Origin of the sequence: Bacillus sp. FSL K6-1218 (genome assembly GCF_038006445.1) — a bacterium.
Lineage (GTDB): Bacteria > Bacillota > Bacilli > Bacillales > Bacillaceae_G > Bacillus_A > Bacillus_A thuringiensis_S.
Map to the genome: position 1 here is coordinate 1,156,366 of NZ_JBBOVE010000001.1, position 19,139 is coordinate 1,175,504.

Below are 19,139 nucleotides of genomic sequence, written 5' to 3' on the forward strand. Positions count from 1 at the left end.
GCTTGAAAATGGTAACGGAAAAAACGTTAAGAACTTGTGAACAGGGACACGAGTACTATAAAAGTAGTGATTGTCCAACTTGCCCAACATGTGAGAAAGAGAAAAAGCCAAAAGAAGGTTTTCTCTCTCTTCTTTCAGCGCCAGCAAGAAGGGCATTAGAACACCATGGAATTCAAACTGTAGAAGAACTCTCAAAATATAGTGAAAAAGAAATTTTAAAACTGCATGGTATGGGACCTGCGTCTTTGCCGAAGCTTAGAAAGGCTTTGGAGGAGAGAGGGTTATCATTTAAATAAAATGAAATAGTGCCTCTTTACTACTTACCTGTTTATACTGCTATTTGTGGACAGTAAAGCTCTTAATTATTAAAATTTCATTTTAATAATTTTGAATTAGATAAAAGAAAAAAGTAGGAGAATATCTCCTACTTTTTTTACGCTGTTCCAATCTGATCTTGATCCGCCACATCAGAATCAAACGTATTTGTTGCACTAACACCGTTAAACGTATTTACGACAAATCCAACATTGGAAGCTCCAGATCCGTTATAAGCTTTCGTGTTTTCTTTCGGAGATACGTTATAAAAATCTCCTAAGTTGAAAGAGCCGTTACTATTTTGAACGACGAGATTTCCTACAACCGAAGGCATACCATCCACCTACTTTACTAAGCTTTTTACTTACTATATGAATTATTGTGCGGAAGGTTCATCCGTAATATATTGGCGGATTTGCATAATACGAGAGTTATTAAAACCATAATCAACATTTCCAATTTGAAAGCAACCAGAATTTAAAAGTGTCCGCAATTCAACGTTATTAACTTGAATAAAAGGGCATTCATTTATAATATTTAATTTTACATCTGTCGTTCGTTTTGGAATTGTAATGTGTTCATCTGTAAAGATTTCAAAAGCATCGAAGCGACCTTCTCCCTTTATATAACAAGGAATTTCACGGTGGACGGCAAGAGCTCTACTTTTTAATTCCATTTGATTGGCATCTCCAACTTGAAATACGGCAGCAATCCCTAAAGAAATAATAGAAACATTTTGGACAATAGACACATGATGTAACATAATTTTTCAGTCTCCTTAACCTGGAGTAGGAGGGACATCTGTTACTAATGGTACAAATGGCCCCTCTGTAACTGTTTCAAATGGTGTATCGAGAATAGAAGATAGAATGAGGAGATTTGCATCTCCAATTAAAAAGAGTGCGGACGACGATACACCGTTCATTTTAATCTGTCCGACTTTTAACTCACGGTTTACAACGTTAAGGTTCATACATACTTACTCCTTTCGGAAATTTCCCGGTATGTGCTGAATAAATGAGAGAAAGGCTTTGTCAATATCTTGTTTCATTGCCTGAATAATGATATCTCGTAAATAATCTGGATCTGTTGAAATACCTTCATATGATTGAACTTGTGATAAATAATAAGGGAGTCGATGCTCCATCTGTTTTTTTATGTCATCCACCATCATTTGTCGATACATTTCATCAAGCGGTGTTCTCTCTTCTTGTTCAAAATGGAGAATACGATTATATGCTTCTTCATCTAAGTATCGATGCATTTCTTGGAGGATACCTTGATAAAAGTCTGGGTTTGTTTCGGTTTCAGGATTTACCTTCAATGTTTCTGTATCCACTTGAAAATCTTCAATTTGTTGTCCTTTTGCTGAAAATGGGTTTAAGCCAATATTTAAAGTGCCATTTAAATTTTCGACTTTTAATTGATCGAATTTGTATTCCACTTTTCCTACAGAAGAGGAGGGGCGATTTTTTAATTCGTTAAGCTCTTCTTGGAGTTGGCGCACTTGATCTTCTAAATTGAGGATGGCTGCTTGTTGTGTTTGAAGAGCTTGTTGAAGTTGGTGTAAGTAAGTATATATATCTTGATTCATTTGTGAAACCTCCTTTTCAATAGGGAGGGTAAAAATATTCCTGCTATATATTTATGACAAGGATGTCTTAAGAAGAACTAGTTGATGGTTTGATAGAAATAATTTGTCCGCTTGCCTGTAATGGGCGAAGCGGCTCCGTAAATCCGCCCGTATTTGAAAATTTAGATAGGGCTTTAATACTTCCGGCAGTGCCAATTTGGAATACAGAAGAGGTTGTAATGCTATCAATTTTAATGCTGTTAATGATGATGCTTTGGTTTACGTAAAAATTCAATACAATCGCCCCCTTTAAGTTGAACCAATTATCGCTTGATCAACGACATCTGAATCATTAACAGTCGTTGCACTTTGATAATTGTAGACAGAAACATTATCTCCAACATTAAAAGAGCCGGCCCCGGCGAAAGCACGTGAGTAACTAATAGGCCTAATCGCAAATACATCTCCAATATGAAAAATACCACTTGATCCAATATTGACGATACGAATATGTCCGACCATAGCTGGCATACAAAACACCCTTCGTTTGTAAAATTTTCTTTTCTACTATTGTATGGGCGTTTCCGATAAAATGTGTGTTTTTTTGAAATAAAAGAAACACACACATTATTGCGTGTGTGTGTTGAGTGTTTGATTTGGGTGAAAATCCGTATGTACATGCCAAATTACATTTAAGAGCCTGTCCAGTTCTTGGCTACAATCCACTGTTTTTTGAGAAGTCATTCCATAGCGTTCAGCAAAATAAATCATTTTTTCACGTTTTTTTTCAATCGCTTGCTCAAACATTGAAATCGGCTCCATCTCTAAATGAAATTTTTAGTATATATGTAGTACATATTATACAAAAACTCCATAAAAAAGAAATACCTTCGCTAAAAAAAGTAAAAATTCTACATTTTATGCCAAATGTAAAGGGGGAACGAATAGGATGTGAGAAGAATATTGTAAAAATTAGCGTGCATGAGAAGGTTTTTTTCTTGCGGATGCGAATACAATTAAAGGGTATGAGTTTTAGGATGGAGAGTGGAAATATTGCGTTTTGTAACGGCGAAGAAAGAAGAAAAGGTATTTGTAGGTATTGTGGATGAAGAAGAAGAAAAGGTATTACACTTAAGAGAAGCGCAAAGACAAAAAGGGGAAAAGGTTACAATCCCTATTACAATGTTAGAGTGTATTGAAAGAGGGACTGAGTGCTTTGAGAAAGTATGTGAAATTGTAAATTGGGCAAAAGAAAACGGGGAAGCGGCGTATTATCCGTTAACAGAGGTGAAAATATTAGCACCGATTCCAAGGCCAAGAAAGAATATTTTGTGCGTTGGAAAAAACTATCGTGAGCATGCGGTAGAAATGGGCGGAGTAGAGTCTATTCCAGAAAATATAATGATCTTTACGAAAGCACCAACAACAGTTATTGGCATAAATGAGCAAATTAATGGTCACCCTCATGCAACGGACGAACTAGATTACGAAGGAGAACTAGCTGTCATTATAGGTAAGCGAGGAAAGCAAATTAAAAAAGAAAAAGCGCTTGAGCATGTTTTTGGTTATACGATTATAAATGATGTAACAGCTCGAGACATTCAAAGAAAACATAAACAGTTTTTCCTTGGGAAAAGCTTCGATACATTTTGCCCGATGGGACCGTATTTAATTCATAAATCGGTGGTTAATGCGCCGAATGCATTACACATTGAAACGGTAGTAAATGGAGAAGTAAGGCAAACTTCCAACACAAATAAAATGATTTTTTCGATAGAAGAAATTATTTCAACGATAAGCAAAGGAATGACTTTAGAACCAGGTGATATTATCGCAACAGGAACCCCGGCTGGTGTCGGAAAAGGTTTTACACCACCGAAGTTTTTACATGCTGGTGATGAAGTGGTCATTACAGTAGAAGGAATTGGTGCTTTGCGAAATGTAGTGAAATAAAGAAAAGAGCTATCTTGTTAAAAGATAGCTTTTTTTTATGGCCTTGGATTATAGAGGTAATCGATAACGGAAAAAGTGTAAAGGCCAATGAATGCAAGTGTACAAATGCCAAATAGTATAACCGTAAGTGCACTTTTTTCTCGTCCAAAACCAATGATAGTAAGAATAACAGCAATCCAAAATGATGCTTTCAGTAGTGTGAATGTAATAGGAGTTGAGTAGTGAGTAAGCCATGTTGTGGAAAGTAGGAAGCCAAAGAATGTAACTAAAATAAAAGATGTAGCTAAATAGTTAATCTGTTTACCATATCTTAATAGCATATTGCACCTCCTTTACGATTTTAAAATACAGAAAATTACAATTTCATCTTAATATAATTGAATATAAAAAGAAAGAGGTTGTCCCAAGATGTCGGACAACCTCTCTATTATTACGATAATACAGCTTTAATTTTTTGGAATGCCCACTCTAAATCTTCTTCAGAGATTACTAGAGGTGGTGCGATACGAATTACGTTTTCGTGTGTTTCTTTACATAGTAGACCAGCTGCTTTTAGTTGTTCACAGTAAGGGCGAGCTGGTTCGTTTAATTCGATACCGATGAATAAACCTTTACCGCGAACTTCAGTGATCATTGGGTTATCAATTTCTTTTAATTGCCCAACTAATTTTTCTCCTAATTGAAGAGAGCGCTCTGTTAATTTTTCTTCTTCTAACACTTCAAGAGCTGCGATAGACACAGCGCATGCAAGTGGATTACCACCGAATGTAGAACCGTGAGAACCTGGCTCAAATACGCCTAAAATGTCGCGATTTGCTGCAACGCAAGAGATCGGGAACACACCGCCACCAAGTGCTTTACCAAGTATGTACATGTCAGGAGTTACATCGTCCCAGTCACAAGCGAATACTTTACCAGTACGGCCTAAGCCTGTTTGGATTTCATCTGCTACGAATAAAACGTTTTCTTTTTTACATACTTCAAGAGCTTCTTTTAAGTAACCAGCTGGTGGGATATTAATTCCTGCTTCACCTTGAATTGGCTCTAAAATGAATGCAGCTGTGTTTGGTGTAATTGCGGCTTTTAATGCTTCTAAATCACCGTAAGGAATCACAACGATGCCAGGAAGCATTGGGCCGAATCCACGCTTGTACTCTTCATTTGAAGACATAGAAACAGAACCCATTGTACGTCCGTGGAAGTTATCTTCACAAACGATGATTTCAGCACGGTTTGCTTCTACTTTCTTCACATCATAAGCCCAGCGACGAACTGTTTTAATTGCAGTTTCAACAGCTTCAGCACCTGTATTCATTGGAAGTACCATTTCTTTATTAGTTAGTTTCGCAACTTTTTCGTACCAAGGACCTAATTGATCGCTATGGAAAGCACGAGAAGTTAACGTAACACGATTAGCTTGGTCAATTAAAGCGTTAATAATTTTCGGGTGACGATGACCTTGGTTTACTGCAGAATATGCACTTAATAAGTCCATATAGCGGTTTCCTTCAGGATCTTCTACCCAAACACCTTCTGCTTTAGAAATAACGATTGGAAGTGGGTGATAGTTATTTGCTCCGTATGTGTCTGTAAGTTCGATAATATCCTTAGTTTGAATCATGATTGTTCCCCCTTTTGTTATTACAAGAAGTTTGTAAATACTCTAAATATTATATCATTTAAATGTAAAAAAGCGAAACATTTCCTGAAAATAAATGAACATGTTATCATATAGAGTGAAAAAGTGTGAAAAGAGGAGGTAAGGGATACGATGGTACATATGCATATTACAGCATGGGCGTTAGGTTTAATTTTATTCTTCGTTGCGTATTCACTTTATTCAGCAGGAAGAAAAGGTAAAGGTGTACATATGGGGCTTCGCCTAATGTATATCATCATTATTGTGACAGGCTTCATGTTGTACATGAGTATTGTGAAGACCGCAACAGGTAGCATGCACATGTGGTATGGCTTAAAAATGTTAGCTGGTATTTTAGTTATCGGTGGAATGGAAATGGTTCTTGTGAAAATGAGCAAAAACAAACCAACAGGGGCGGTTTGGGGCTTATTTATTGTTGCGCTAGTAGCAGTATTATACTTAGGACTGAAATTGCCACTTGGCTGGTACGTATTCAAATAAAAATAAAACCACCTTATAATCCTCAAAGACTTGGGAGATAAGGTGGTTTTATTTTTTTATGTCGCATCGATATGCAACTCTTCTCCATTTACTTTCGTAAAACGGAACATATTTTTATTGGATGTAGTGTGACGGACGAAATGATGCTGTAGTGTACAGATTATCTCTTCGTTATCAAACAAAAGAATATTTACTCCTTCGCGTGACTCCTCTTTCGGTAAGAAAGATAAATAATTATGACAATACATGCAATCATATAAAGAGTAGTGAAGTGATTGCAATGATTCGGTTAATAATGTGAACACAGAGTCAGGTAATTCCTCGAGCCATTCATTATAGCTAAGAAGTAATTTTTTTCGAATACGTATCATTTCCCCGTTTTGCAGGTGGTGCTGTTCGTTTGCGATTTGTAATACATCTTGTTCATAGAAACGGGCTGGTAGCCAGTTGTTGTTATATAAAATCTCAAAACCATCTTCGGCAATATCTTCTAATAAAAATGCTTCATCATTTTCATCATCAAAGAATACCCATTCATTGTTTATATATTCTACATTACCGACTGTATGAGCGCGAGGCTGGTTATATAAAATATGGTTACGTTGTATCATACACGATTTCTCCTTTATGAAAAGTAGTTATTTCTGTTATAGACAGTTCGTGCATTCTTTATAACTAGACACATCTAGACATAGGTGGGCATACAATAAAACACGTTTTACTGAGTGAAAATGCTATTCCATATGTGGATAGTAGGTTATCGTCAAGTTTTTCGTTTTTTTGATCCGCACCTTGTAGGGTGGGGATTACTGCTCGTTTAGGAAAAGAAATAGGATGGAAGGATGATTTATATGTGCGGGATTACAGGATGGGTGGATTATAAACGCTCATTAGAAGGAGAAAGAGATGTCGTTACGAAGATGGCTGAGACGTTAGCGAAACGTGGTCCGGATGATAATAAAGTTTGGATTAAAGGCAATGTCGCATTTGGGCATAAACGGTTAATCGTTGTGGACCCTGAGGGCGGGAAACAACCGATGACTTGTTTAAAAGATGAAACGAATTATGCAATTTGCTATAACGGTGAACTGTATAACACAGAGGATATTCGAAAGGAATTATTAAGAAGAGGATATACGTTCAAAGGTCATTCGGATACGGAGGTGCTATTAGCGTCGTATATTGAATGGAAAGAAGAATGTGTCGATCATTTAAACGGTATATATGCGTTTGCTGTATGGGATGAACAGAAAGAACAAGTATTTATTGCGCGAGATCGATTAGGTGTAAAACCGCTATTTTATAAATACGATAGTGGGCGATTACTATTTGGTTCAGAGTTAAAAGCGATACTGGCTCATCCAGATGTGAAGGCAGAAGTAACGTTAGAAGGGTTATCCGAAATATTCGGTCTTGGACCATCGAGAACACCTGGTCATGGTATTTATGCTGGTATAAAAGAATTACGTCCAGGTCATGCGATGACATTTTCAAAGAACGGTTTATGTATATGGAGATATTGGAATGTGGAAAGCAAAAAACATGAAGACTCCTTTGAAGAAACAGTAGAAAAAACACGCTTTTTATTACAAGATGCGATTACAAGGCAGCTCGTTTCTGATGTACCACTATGTACTTTTCTATCAGGGGGTGTAGATTCGAGCGCTATAACAGCAATTGCTGCAAAAGAATATGTAAGGTCAGGAAAAGGACAATTACACACATACTCTGTTGATTATGAAGATAATGACAAATACTTTAAAGCGAATGCGTTCCAGCCAAATTCAGATGCACCATTTATTCATTTGATGACGGAGACGTTTCAAACAATCCACCATCGTTGCGTCATTTCAAATGAACAATTAGCGCAGTATTTAACAGAAGCCGTACTCGTTCGTGATTTGCCTGGTATGGCAGATATCGATTCGTCATTACTATGGTTTTGCCGTGAAATTAAACAAGATTTTGTCGTTGGTTTATCTGGGGAATGTGCAGACGAAATATTTGGTGGTTATCCGTGGTTTTATAGAGAAGATGATTTACAATCGAGTGCGTTTCCGTGGATGCGCTCTACAGAAGCGCGTGAACAATTGCTAAAGAAAGAATGGAGAAATAAATTAAATTTACAACAATATGTACAGCAGCGTTATGAAGAATCCATTCAAGAAGTTCCTATTTTAGAGGGAGAAAGTCCGCTAGAAGCAAAAAGACGCCAATTATTTTATTTAAATATGGTATGGTTTATGACAACATTATTAGACAGAAAAGACCGCATGAGTATGGGGGCAAGTTTAGAAGTACGTGTTCCATTTGCAGATCATCGCCTTGTCGAATATGCGTGGAATATTCCTTGGGAAATGAAAATGTATAAAAACCGCGAAAAAGGTCTATTACGTAAAGCGTTAGAAGATGTACTTCCACATGACATCTTATATAGAAAGAAGAGTCCTTATCCGAAAACGCACAATCCACACTATACAAAAGCAGTAACAGTATGGCTTCAAAATCTATTAACGGATAAAGGTTCAATTTTACACGAATTGTTTGATAAAGAGCAGTTGAACGGATTAATTCAGTCTGGTGGCAGTGCATTTCAAACACCATGGTTTGGTCAATTGATGACTGGGCCACAGCTTTTAGCTCATTTAGCACAAATTCACGTTTGGTTTAAAGAATATGGGGTAAATATTAAGGAATAAGGGAAAAGCGGCTTGCAATTATGTAAGTCGCTTTTTATTAAAGAAATTGTCATATAAAATTCAAAATCACCTTATAAATAATACTTAATTAGAATTATTATTTTGACGTACTTATTATTGCTTGTTATAATTGGAAACAAACGTTCTGAAAAGGATTCTCATTTATAAAATTGAGGTGTTATATAGATGACAAAGAAAAAAATAGGTTTACTCGTAATGGCGTATGGAACACCAGAATCATTAGACGATGTAGAGGCATATTATACACATATCCGTCACGGGCGTAAGCCGTCAGAAGAAGCGCTTGAAGATTTAATTGGGCGCTATAAAGCGATTGGTGGAATTTCGCCGCTTGCAAAAATTACGAAAGAGCAGGCGCATAAATTAACAGATTCAATGAATAACATATTTACAGAGTATGAATTTACTTGTTACTTAGGTTTAAAACATACTGCGCCATTTATAGAAGAGGCTGTAGAGGAAATGAAGCGAGATGGAATTGAGCAGGCGATTAGTATCGTATTAGCACCGCACTATTCTACATTTAGCATTAAAGCGTATAATGACCGTGCTATTCGTCTTTCAAAAGAAATCGGTGGTCCTGTTATTGAACCAATTGAACAATGGTACGATGAACCGAAGTTTATTTCGTATTGGGCAGAGCAAATAAAAGAAACATTTACAAAGATTGAAGATAAAGAGAAAACAGTCGTAATTTTTTCGGCGCATAGTTTGCCAGAAAAAATTATTGCAGCAGGAGACCCATATGTAGAACAACTAAAGTATACGGCAGATTTAATTGCAGAAGCTGCAAATATTCAAAACTATACAATTGGTTGGCAAAGTGCTGGGAATACTCTTGATCCATGGATTGGTCCAGATGTGCAAGATTTAACGAAAGATTTATATGAAGAGCATGGGTACGAATCTTTCATATATTGCCCAGTTGGTTTTGTAGCGGAGCATTTAGAAGTTTTATATGACAACGATTATGAATGTAAAGTTGTAACTGATGAATTAAATGCCAAATATTTTAGACCAAATATGCCGAATGCACAATCTGCATTTATCGACTGTTTGGCTGAAATTGTTTCAAAAAAAGTGAAGGAAATAGTTGACAAAGGTTTAGTTTTGAATAATAATTAGTTTATAATAATTTTAAACAAATAATAATTACTATGAAAGAAAGAGGAGGATCCCCCTAGATGAATCCAAATAATCGCTTAACAACAAACCAAGGTGCTCCAGTTGGAGACAACCAAAATTCTCGTACAGCTGGTCGTCGTGGACCAGTATTATTAGAAGACTATCATTTAGTAGAAAAACTTGCACACTTTGATCGTGAACGTATTCCGGAGCGTGTTGTGCATGCGCGTGGTGCAGGTGCTCACGGTGTATTCGTAACGAAAAATAGCATGAAGCCATATACGAAAGCGGCATTTTTACAAAATGAAGGAACTGAAACACCTGTATTTGTTCGTTTTTCAACGGTTATTCATGGTCAAGGTTCTCCTGAAACAGCGCGTGATCCGCGTGGGTTCGCTGTTAAATTTTATACAGAAGAAGGAAACTACGATATCGTAGGTAATCATTTACCTGTTTTCTTCATTCGTGATGCAATTAAATTCCCTGATATGGTACATTCTTTAAAACCAGCACCTGATACGAATATTCAAACGCCAGATCGTTACTGGGATTTCATGACGTTAAGTCCAGAATCTACACATATGATGACATGGGTATTTTCTGATTACGGTACACCAGCAAGCTATCGTGAAATGGAAGGTTTCGGTGTCCATTCATTTAAATGGATTAATGAAGAAGGTAAAATTGTTTATATTAAATACCACTGGAAACCACAGCAAGGTGTACGTAACTTAAATGCGAAAGAAGTGCAAGAAGTACAAGGGAAAGACTTCAATCATGCAACTCGTGACTTGTTCGATGCAATCGAAAAAGGAAATCACCCGAAATGGGATTTACACGTACAAGTTATGCAATTAGATGAAATGGACTCTTTAGACTTTGATCCATTAGATCCAACGAAAGTATGGCCAGAAGATCGCTTCCCATTAATGGAAGTAGGGACAATGACGTTAAATCGTAATCCGAAAAACTTCTTTGCAGAAGTAGAACAAGTAGCGTTCTCTCCAAGTGCAACTGTAAATGGTATTGAGCCATCGGAAGATAAATTATTACAAGGTCGTTTATTCTCTTACCCAGATACACAGCGTTATCGTCTTGGTGCAAATTACTTACAAATTCCTGTAAACTGCCCATACGCAGCTGTTCATAATCAACAACGTGATGGTGCGATGCAAGTAAATCAAAACCCATCTACAATCAACTACGAACCGAGCCGTCATGCAGAGAATCCGGTTGAAGACAAAGCTTACCGCGATTCAACTATGAAAGTAGAAGGCTATGTATCTCGTGAAAAAATCGAGAAACCAAATGACTTTAAACAAGCAGGTGAGCGTTACCGTTCATTCTCTAAAGAAGAGCAAGATAACTTAATTGCGAACTTAACAAATGATCTAAAAGACGTAAATGAACGCACAAAATTATTAGCTGTTTGTAACTTCTTCCGTGCAGATCAAGAATACGGTATGCGTTTAGCGCAGGCGTTAAATGTTGATATTACGCAATATGTAGGAAATGCTCCGAAATAAATAGGAAAAGACGACCGGGTTTCGGTCGTCTTTTTTGTATAACGTTATGTGGGGTATTTTACTTGTAAATTATGTCGGAATTTGTTTGTAAATCGATATGTTGTGTCAAACCGTTGATATATTGAAAGAAACAATCGATATATTTGAAAAATCGTTGATATATTTACATTTATACTAGGTGGGGTATGTTGCCTAGTACGCAAAAAAGAGATGCAATCTACTATCAATAGATTGCATCTCTTTTTTAGTTTGCTCGCTCTGCATGTTCATAAGCCTTCTCGCCGTGCATTGAAATATCAAGACCCATGTGTTCTTCATGTTCATCGACGCGAACAGGGAGGAAGAAGTTAATCGCTTTAATAATGGCATACGTCATGATGATCGTGAATGCATATGTTGCGCCAATCGCTATAAGTTGTTTAAACAGTAAAGCCGCATTTCCGTAAAACAATCCGTTCGCACCATCCCCGTTTACGGTAGTAGTTGCAAATAGTCCTGTTGCAATACCGCCCCAAGTTCCTCCGATACCGTGGCATCCAAAGGCATCAAGTGTATCGTCATACCCGAATTTTGTTTTTAAGAAGAAAACGGCGCCAAAGCATAATATACCACCAATTGCTCCGATAAGAAGAGCGGAGAAAGGTGTAACGAACCCGCAAGCTGGTGTAATAGCGACTAGACCAGAAATAACTCCGCAAGCAGCTCCCATCGCGGTCGGTTTTGATTGGAAGAACCATTCAGAAAGCATCCAAGTTAGAGCGGAGGCAGCAGCGGCTATATTTGTATTAATAAATGCAGTTAAAGCTACGTCGTTTAAGGATAATGCGCTGCCGACGTTAAAACCGAACCAGCCAAACCATAATAAGCCTGCGCCTAACATTGTAAATGGCAAATGGTGAGGAGAAGAACCATTTATGTTTTTTCGTTTTCCAAGGAAAATAGCTAATACAAGACCAGCAACTCCGGAAGTGATGTGAACGACGTTTCCGCCAGCGAAGTCTAGTGCGCCAAGTTCCCTTAGCCACCCGCCGACGCCCCATACCCAATGAGCGACAGGATTGTAAACGATCGTTGTCCATAGAAGGATAAAAATAAGAAAGGCAGAAAATCGCATTCTTTCAGCGAATGCACCTGAAATTAAAGCTGGAGTTAAAATGGCGAACATGAGTTGAAACATCATGAATAAATTGTGAGGAATAGTAGATGAGTAGTCTGGATTTGGTGCGTAGGTAACTCCGTTTAGACCGAACCAATCAAGTGTACCGATAATCCCGTGCCAATCTGGTCCGAATGATAAAGAATAGCCGATAACAATCCATTGAATCGAAACGATAGCCATTGCGCTATAACTATGCATCGTTGTACTGAGTACATTTTTGCTGCGAACCATACCTCCATAAAAAAGTGCCAATCCTGGTGTCATCAACATGACCATTACTGTCGTCACAAACATAAAAACTGTATCTCCCATATTCATGAGCTCTCCTCCTATAATGTTAGAAAAAATAACATCTATTTGTTATGTTTCATATCATATTCGAAATTAAACTAAAAATCAACTGAAAATTCAGAAAATTACATACATGATGTCAGGAAATCTAACATGAATTATTTTGTGAGGATTAAAATCGACATATGCGTTTCGTTCGGATAATTGGTATAATATTCTTACAATTAAAAAACTTGGGGGATGCGTGTGGGAAAAATACGGACTAGGAAACTATTCATTTGTTTTTGCTTAGCTTTTGTTTTGTTTGTACCAATACATACTTTTGCAGACGAAAAAAGAGAGTGGCGAGATGAAGTTATATACTCCATTATGATTGATCGCTTCAATAATGGAGAACCGAAAAATGACAAACAATTAGAAGTTGGTAATTTAGAAGGGTATCAAGGCGGGGATATAAGAGGAATTATAAAAAGGTTGGATTACATAAAAGAAATGGGTTTTACTACCGTTATGCTTTCGCCACTTTTTGAAAGTGGAAAGTACGATGGATTAGACGTGCGAAATTTTAAAAAGGTAAATGAACATTTCGGGACAGAAAATGATGTGAAAGAACTTGTAAAAGAAGCTCAGGCAAAAGGAATGAAAGTTGTATTTCAATTTCCGCTTGGAGAAAACGAACAACAGGTAATTGATGCAATGAAATGGTGGATAAAAGAAGTTGATTTAGACGGAAGCTATGTTATACATAGTGAAAAAAAGCCGCGTTCCTTTTGGGATAACGCGCAAAAAGATATGCAAGTGATAAAGAAAGATTTTCGTATTATGACAAAGGAGGATAGCGAATACAACGAAAAAATAGTAGAATCGTTTTCTAAAGCAGATGTATCGGTGAAATCGTTATACGATGTGAGTAAAAAAGAAGGAGAATTTGTTACGTTCTTAGATAATCAAGAAACAAAAAGATATGCGCGTATTGCAAAAGAAAATATGTATTATCCGCCATCACGTTTAAAACTGGCGCTTACATATTTGTTAACATCACCTGGAATTCCGAATTTTTATTACGGAACTGAAATTGCATTAGATGGAGGAAGTGTACCCGATAATAGACGATTAATGGATTTTAAGTCAGACGAAAAATTTATGCAGCACATAACAAAACTAGGTGAACTTAGACAGGCGAGACCGTCTTTACGACGCGGTACGTTTGAGCTATTGTATGATAAGAGCGGGATGAGCATACTAAAACGAAAATATAAAAATGAAGTAACTTTAGTAGCAATTAATAATACGAAAGAAACACAAAAAGTCTCCTTACCTGCAAGTGCGATTGGTGAAAAACAAGAGTTAAGAGGATTGTTAGAGGATGAAATTATAAGAGAGGAAAATGGGGGATTTTATCTCGTTTTAAAGCGTGAAGAATCAAACGTGTATAAAGTTAACGGAGAAACAGGTGTGAATTGGTTATTTATCTCCTTAATCATTGGTGTGAATGTATTATTTATTGCGTTTTTAATTGCAGTTAAAAGGAAACGTAGATGAGAAGGTGCTCGTTCTATGTTCATGTCTTCTTATTGTATTTGTAAGTTTGTTCGGTGGGGCAATAGTGTTTATTCTGTTGATATGAAATTTCTTAAGAGAAACGATACGAAAATGAAAACTTCTCTAATGAGAGGGGGTTCTAGGTTAGGGAGAAAGTCTTCTTCCTAGCCTGTTTTTGTGTCAATACGGATAGAGAAAGATCTTTGAAACGAACGATAATTGCAACTATATTAATTTTACATTACATTAAAAGTTAGAGAATACTCTTATACTAATATAGTGCTAAATAGTAGGTGGGAAAATGGAATTTTACGATTTGGGTATTACCATTAAAGAGCTTAGAATTAAAAAAAATATATCACAATCCGAATTATGTCATGGAATATGTTCGCAAAGTCAAATTAGCAAAATAGAAAAAGGTATGATTTATCCATCTAGTATATTGTTATATCAATTATCAGAAAGACTTGGTATTGACCCGAATAATATATTTGCATTAACTCAAAACAAGAAATTTAAATATGTAGAAAATGTAAAATGTGTAATAAAAGATTGCTTAAAGCAAAAACAATATAAAGAACTTTATGAAATAGTGAAAAAAGAGAAAGATGAAAAAAATTTCCAGGCAAAAGAAGATAAACAATTTCTCCTATGGCATGAAGCAATTGCTGTATTTGAGGTGAACAGATCCATAAAAACTGCTTTAAAACTTTTAAATAATGCATTAAAACTAACTTTAACCAATGTTGATTTTTTATCAGAAAGAGAAATAGATATTATGCAGACAATGTCTATATTTTATGCGGAAAATAAAGAATATGATAAAAGTATTACTATATTAGGAAGATGTTTAACTAATTTTAATAAGTTAGATTTTCCGAGAGATAAAGCGATTAAATTAAAAATCATTTTTAATTTAGCGAAATGTTTAGGTATGACCTATCAATATGAAGAAGCGGTAAAATACATTGATAAGGGCATCAAATTAGCTATTAATCTAAATACTTTATACTTATTAGGTGAACTGTACTATTTAAAAGGATGGAATTTATTAAGATTTAAACAACAGAATGAAGAAGATATTGCAAATAACATGAAAAAAGCATTATTTATATTTGAACTAACAGAAAAAGAAAATCTGATAAAAATGGTTAAAGAAAAATATTTTGAAAACCAAACTGAAAAAAGCCACTCATAATTCATTTGGAAATCACTTGAAATATAATAAAACCTACAGGGGAAATCCCTGTAGGTTTTACACTTATAAACTTGCTTCTAGAATATTAGTGTTTAATATAAGAGTTTCCTTAACGTACTTTTTTATTTTGAAGTCTGCATCTTTATTAACAATTTATGCTTCTTTTTAACTCCATCCAAATATGATTAAAATTAAGATGGTTCAAGTCGGAGGAAGGCGCTTTGATGTGTCTTTTCTTATGACTTTTATCATTAACTATTTAATGTTTTTTAAATGATTACATGACATAGTTTTTTTGTACCAAGCTTTGTTGATACAGTTAGACTTATCCGTTAGTGTATTCGTATTATTAGAACATCCTACAGTATTTAGGGAGAATGTGGCCAATAAAAACCATAATATTAATTTCTTCAAAAAACCACTTCTAACTCTTTTTTAATTAACATTTTTTAAGATCCTTATTAATTTTACATTACATTAAAGGTTGGGAAATATTCTTATACTCATAAATTGTTACGTTTTGGCGGGGAGAGGAATTATGAGTTACAGCGATTTTTAAGATGACTTTGGCCTAGGATGTAATTACTAAGAAAAGTAATTCAAATCGAAGGGAAAACGTCTTAAGTTGTCTTTTTCTTATTTTCAATAAGGTCTGCTAAATGCATGTATGAAACAAATTCTACAATAAGGCCTAGTTTAATCATGCATTCACTTGTGAAGTATTCGTATGGTTAGACTCTGTTCACTTAGCAATTTTCATCGCAGATGCCTTTTTTCTATGGTTTGTTCTTGTAATATTGTCTCTACAAAACTAAAAAGAAAACTCCTCTAATTAAGAGGAGTTTTCTTTTTAGCGGTAGTTAATGAACTGTACGTCGATTGGTAAATCAGCGCTACGAACAGCTGCAATTACTGCTTGTAAGTCATCGCGGCTTTTCGCCGTAACACGTACTTGATCATCTTGTACCTGTGTTTTTACTTTTAATTTCATTTCTTTAATGATGTTGTTAATTTTTTTAGCGTTATCTTTATCGATACCTTGTTGAAGTGTTGCGCGTTGACGAACAGTGTTGCCAGTTGCAGCTTCAACTTTTCCGTAATCTAAGTTCTTAATTGGAACGTTACGTTTTACAAGTTTAGAAATTAAAACATCTTTTACTTGGTCTAATTTGAACTCGTCATCAGAAGTTAAAACTAGTACTTCTTTTTCTAATTTAATATCACTTTTACTTCCTTTAAAGTCATATCGGTTTTGGATTTCCTTTAATGCGATATTAATTGCGTTTGTTACTTCAGGTAATTCTACTTTCGAAACGATGTCAAAAGAACTATCTTTTGCCATAGTTAGCACCTCCAAATAAATTTCTAATCTTGTTATGTACTGTACATACTAAAGTATAGCTGAAAACGAGTCTAGACTTAAGTGTTTTCGTACTTATATTCATGGAACCACATTTTATTATAGTGAATTTTGGGCAGTTGGACAAATACAGGGAAAATCATGTTATAATTAACTTTTGTTTGGAATGATAAAAAAGATAATTTTATATATATAGAAGGGAATTAAAAATATGTATTTGCAAATAGGATCGATTGAACAGGTAACTGTTTTACGCGAAACGGAAATCGGATATATGGTTGGGAATGAAGAAGAAGAAATCTTCCTACATAAAAACGAAGTAGCTGGAGAAATTGCAGAAGGCGATACGATTGATGTATTCTTATACCTTGATCACCAAAATCGTATTTCAGCAACAATGAAGGAGCCAATTATTACAACTTATGATTGGAACTGGGTAAAGGTTGTAGAAGTCATTCCTAGTTTAGGTGTGTTTGTTGATATTGGTGTATCAAAAGATATATTAATTCCAGCTGATGAGTTCCCGATTTATATGCCAGTATGGCCAGAAGTAGGCGACGAATTATATTGTACGTTAAAATTAACGAATCGTGATCGTTTAATTGCTCTTCCAGCGAGAGACAGTGATATGCAAGAAATTATCGTAGATGCAACGCCATCTATGCGTAATAAAAACGTAAACGGACGTGTATATCGTTCACTTCAAGTTGGTTCATTCATACTAACGGATGAGCATTTCCGTGCTTTCCTACACCATACAGAAAGAAAAGAACAAGTCCGCATCGGTGAGCGTGTAACGGGCCGTATTATTGACGTAAAAGATGACGGTACAATTAACATTTCACTTCTTCCTCGTAAAGAAGAAGGAATGGAAGATGATGCTGCAGTAATTTATGCATATATGGAAGAACGAGGCGGAGCAATGCCGTTTTGGGATAAGAGCCATCCAGAAGATATTAAAGAACGCTTTAACATGAGTAAAGCTGCATTTAAGCGTGCACTTGGTAAGTTGATGAAAGAAGAAAAGGTTTACCAAGAAGAAGGTTGGACTTACTTTAAGAAATAAGATAAAAGATTAAAAAGCACAACCTTATCTAAAAAAATAAGGTTGTGCTTTTTTAATTTCCTTGCGGAGAAACAAGAGTAAATGTATCTTTCAAATCACTATCATTTATTTTAATATTTGCCTTTTTTAATTCCTCTTGTAACAATTTTTTGCTGAATACAGGATCAGCAGTACGTTCTTCCTCTAAGTTTTTGCGAATAGAGTTTTTTACCTCATCGTAAGGTTTTAAATCTTTTTTATCAGTTAATTTAATAACGTGATAACCGTTTGATGATTTTACGGGGTTGCTAATTTGTCCAACATTTAGTTTGTAGGCAGCCGTTTCGAATTCAGGAGCCATTGTACCTGAATTGAAGTATCCAAGGTCTCCGCCTTTATCTTTTGATAGTAGATCTTGTGATTCTTGTTTTGCTAATTCTTCAAATGAAGCACCAGCATCTAGTTTACTCTTTATTTCTTTCGCTTCATTTTCGTCACTTACTAAAATGTGACTCGCTTTAATTTCTGGCTTATAGTGGTCTTTTACGTCTTTCTCTGTAATGCTTTTCTTAATTGCTTCATTCATAGCAAGTTTGAACTTAATTTGATTTTTAAAATCCTCTTCATCTTTTAAACCATTATTTTCTAATACTTTTTTGAATTGATCTCCATATTGTTTTTTTACTTTTTCTACTTCTTTATTTACCTCTTCATCAGATACTTTATATTTTTTTGTGATGACGTCTTGTGCCATCATTTCGTATAGCATGTCTTTTCCGTAACGATCTTTCAATTGTTTTTCGAAGTTATCCTTTGTAATGGTCGAGTCTGTTGCTGTGGCGACTGTAGCTGAGCCGTTTTTTTGTCCGCAAGCAGATAGCATCAATATACTTATTAGTGCAGTAATAATGAAAATATGTTTCCCTCTCATGCCAACACCTCATCCGAATATGTTATCGCTATTGTAGAATATAGAAGTGAACATGAAGTGAATTTTTAATGTTTTTTTCCTTTAAAATGTAAAAAAGTACATCAACATAATTGTTGATGTACGATGGAATCAAAGGTGATCGGTCTTTTTAGAGTATGCACGTTTACCTTGCTGAATATTTTTTTGCTCTTGCTCATTTTTTTGTGTGCGTTTTGCATTATTATCGCGTGCTTTTTTGTCGTTATCACTCGTATGTGGCAT

Annotated in this window: 23 protein-coding genes; 9 read left to right on the forward strand and 14 right to left on the reverse strand. The window is 35.5% G+C overall.

The genetic code is table 11. The features are described 5' to 3' along the window. Positions 1-8: 8 nt before the first annotated feature. A complete protein-coding gene (locus MHI26_RS06015; RefSeq protein WP_000255722.1) occupies positions 9-296 on the forward strand; it encodes an RNA polymerase alpha subunit C-terminal domain-containing protein in 288 nt (95 codons plus the stop codon). A 137-nt stretch (positions 297-433) separates the two neighbouring features. On the opposite strand, the gene gerPF is transcribed toward MHI26_RS06015, so the two are convergent. From gerPF to MHI26_RS06050, 7 genes are all read right to left on the reverse strand, one after another. Next, positions 434-649, reverse strand: a complete 216-nt coding sequence (gene gerPF, locus MHI26_RS06020) for a spore germination protein GerPF (RefSeq protein WP_001141566.1) — start codon at positions 647-649, stop codon at positions 434-436. A 42-nt stretch (positions 650-691) separates the two neighbouring features. Continuing rightward, a complete protein-coding gene (locus MHI26_RS06025; RefSeq protein WP_000902320.1) occupies positions 692-1,078 on the reverse strand; it encodes a spore germination protein GerPE in 387 nt (128 codons plus the stop codon). A 15-nt stretch (positions 1,079-1,093) separates the two neighbouring features. Beyond that, the gene (gene gerPD / locus MHI26_RS06030) at positions 1,094-1,288 is read right to left on the reverse strand and encodes a spore germination protein GerPD (protein WP_001052807.1); all 195 of its coding nucleotides are present in this window, start codon (positions 1,286-1,288) and stop codon (positions 1,094-1,096) included. A 6-nt stretch (positions 1,289-1,294) separates the two neighbouring features. Further along, positions 1,295-1,909 carry a spore germination protein GerPC gene (gerPC, locus tag MHI26_RS06035; protein WP_001070761.1) on the reverse strand — a complete coding sequence of 205 codons (615 nt, stop codon included), beginning with the start codon at positions 1,907-1,909 and terminating at the stop codon, positions 1,295-1,297. A 67-nt stretch (positions 1,910-1,976) separates the two neighbouring features. Then, on the reverse strand, positions 1,977-2,183 hold the full coding sequence (gerPB, locus tag MHI26_RS06040) for a spore germination protein GerPB (RefSeq protein WP_001012510.1): 207 nt from the start codon (positions 2,181-2,183) through the stop codon (positions 1,977-1,979). A 14-nt stretch (positions 2,184-2,197) separates the two neighbouring features. Then, positions 2,198-2,419 (reverse strand): spore germination protein GerPA, encoded by a 222-nt coding sequence (gene gerPA, locus MHI26_RS06045; RefSeq protein WP_001111188.1) that lies wholly within the window; start codon positions 2,417-2,419, stop codon positions 2,198-2,200. Between the two features lie 96 nt (positions 2,420-2,515). After that, on the reverse strand, positions 2,516-2,695 hold the full coding sequence (locus MHI26_RS06050) for an aspartyl-phosphate phosphatase Spo0E family protein (RefSeq protein ID WP_000462847.1): 180 nt from the start codon (positions 2,693-2,695) through the stop codon (positions 2,516-2,518). 246 nt (positions 2,696-2,941) lie between these two features. Between MHI26_RS06050 and MHI26_RS06055 the strand changes: the two genes are divergently transcribed. Then, the gene (locus MHI26_RS06055) at positions 2,942-3,841 is read left to right on the forward strand and encodes a fumarylacetoacetate hydrolase family protein (protein WP_001213077.1); all 900 of its coding nucleotides are present in this window, start codon (positions 2,942-2,944) and stop codon (positions 3,839-3,841) included. A 35-nt stretch (positions 3,842-3,876) separates the two neighbouring features. On the opposite strand, the gene MHI26_RS06060 is transcribed toward MHI26_RS06055, so the two are convergent. Together MHI26_RS06060 and rocD are read right to left on the reverse strand one after the other, a co-directional pair. Beyond that, positions 3,877-4,161, reverse strand: a complete 285-nt coding sequence (locus tag MHI26_RS06060) for a hypothetical protein (protein ID WP_000926871.1) — start codon at positions 4,159-4,161, stop codon at positions 3,877-3,879. Between the two features lie 110 nt (positions 4,162-4,271). Beyond that, positions 4,272-5,462: an ornithine aminotransferase gene (rocD, locus tag MHI26_RS06065; protein WP_000616660.1), complete on the reverse strand. Its 1,191-nt coding sequence runs from the start codon at positions 5,460-5,462 to the stop codon at positions 4,272-4,274. Positions 5,463-5,612: 150 nt separating this feature from the next. Between rocD and MHI26_RS06070 the strand changes: the two genes are divergently transcribed. Continuing rightward, the gene (locus MHI26_RS06070; RefSeq protein ID WP_000233495.1) at positions 5,613-5,981 is read left to right on the forward strand and encodes a YisL family protein; all 369 of its coding nucleotides are present in this window, start codon (positions 5,613-5,615) and stop codon (positions 5,979-5,981) included. A gap of 56 nt (positions 5,982-6,037) precedes the next feature. Here the strand turns inward: MHI26_RS06070 and MHI26_RS06075 are convergent, their stop codons facing one another. Next, positions 6,038-6,592: a DUF2777 domain-containing protein gene (locus MHI26_RS06075; protein WP_061666467.1), complete on the reverse strand. Its 555-nt coding sequence runs from the start codon at positions 6,590-6,592 to the stop codon at positions 6,038-6,040. A gap of 240 nt (positions 6,593-6,832) precedes the next feature. Between MHI26_RS06075 and asnB the strand changes: the two genes are divergently transcribed. From asnB to katB, 3 genes are all read left to right on the forward strand, one after another. After that, positions 6,833-8,680 (forward strand): asparagine synthase (glutamine-hydrolyzing), encoded by a 1,848-nt coding sequence (gene asnB / locus MHI26_RS06080; protein ID WP_061666469.1) that lies wholly within the window; start codon positions 6,833-6,835, stop codon positions 8,678-8,680. A 186-nt stretch (positions 8,681-8,866) separates the two neighbouring features. Next, positions 8,867-9,826, forward strand: coding sequence for a ferrochelatase (gene hemH / locus MHI26_RS06085; protein WP_061666470.1), 960 nt, complete (start codon positions 8,867-8,869; stop codon positions 9,824-9,826). 59 nt (positions 9,827-9,885) lie between these two features. Continuing rightward, positions 9,886-11,352, forward strand: coding sequence for a catalase KatB (gene katB / locus MHI26_RS06090; protein WP_061666472.1), 1,467 nt, complete (start codon positions 9,886-9,888; stop codon positions 11,350-11,352). A 244-nt stretch (positions 11,353-11,596) separates the two neighbouring features. On the opposite strand, the gene MHI26_RS06095 is transcribed toward katB, so the two are convergent. Beyond that, the gene (locus MHI26_RS06095; protein WP_061666474.1) at positions 11,597-12,829 is read right to left on the reverse strand and encodes an ammonium transporter; all 1,233 of its coding nucleotides are present in this window, start codon (positions 12,827-12,829) and stop codon (positions 11,597-11,599) included. A 213-nt stretch (positions 12,830-13,042) separates the two neighbouring features. Here MHI26_RS06095 and MHI26_RS06100 point away from each other — a divergent pair, with 213 nt between their 5' ends. Next, positions 13,043-14,344 carry an alpha-amylase family glycosyl hydrolase gene (locus MHI26_RS06100; protein WP_061666476.1) on the forward strand — a complete coding sequence of 434 codons (1,302 nt, stop codon included), beginning with the start codon at positions 13,043-13,045 and terminating at the stop codon, positions 14,342-14,344. Positions 14,345-14,645: 301 nt separating this feature from the next. After that, entirely contained in the window at positions 14,646-15,542 is an 897-nt protein-coding gene (locus tag MHI26_RS06105; protein ID WP_061666478.1) for a helix-turn-helix domain-containing protein, read from the forward strand. 850 nt (positions 15,543-16,392) lie between these two features. On the opposite strand, the gene MHI26_RS06110 is transcribed toward MHI26_RS06105, so the two are convergent. Then, positions 16,393-16,884: a YajQ family cyclic di-GMP-binding protein gene (locus tag MHI26_RS06110; RefSeq protein WP_001040146.1), complete on the reverse strand. Its 492-nt coding sequence runs from the start codon at positions 16,882-16,884 to the stop codon at positions 16,393-16,395. 229 nt (positions 16,885-17,113) lie between these two features. Between MHI26_RS06110 and MHI26_RS06115 the strand changes: the two genes are divergently transcribed. Then, the gene (locus tag MHI26_RS06115; protein ID WP_000281256.1) at positions 17,114-17,968 is read left to right on the forward strand and encodes a CvfB family protein; all 855 of its coding nucleotides are present in this window, start codon (positions 17,114-17,116) and stop codon (positions 17,966-17,968) included. A 52-nt stretch (positions 17,969-18,020) separates the two neighbouring features. Here the strand turns inward: MHI26_RS06115 and prsA are convergent, their stop codons facing one another. Both prsA and MHI26_RS06125 read right to left on the reverse strand, forming a co-directional pair. Next, positions 18,021-18,878, reverse strand: a complete 858-nt coding sequence (gene prsA / locus MHI26_RS06120; RefSeq protein WP_001214216.1) for a peptidylprolyl isomerase PrsA — start codon at positions 18,876-18,878, stop codon at positions 18,021-18,023. A gap of 129 nt (positions 18,879-19,007) precedes the next feature. After that, the gene (locus MHI26_RS06125) at positions 19,008-19,139 is read right to left on the reverse strand and encodes a DUF3941 domain-containing protein (RefSeq protein ID WP_001120851.1); all 132 of its coding nucleotides are present in this window, start codon (positions 19,137-19,139) and stop codon (positions 19,008-19,010) included.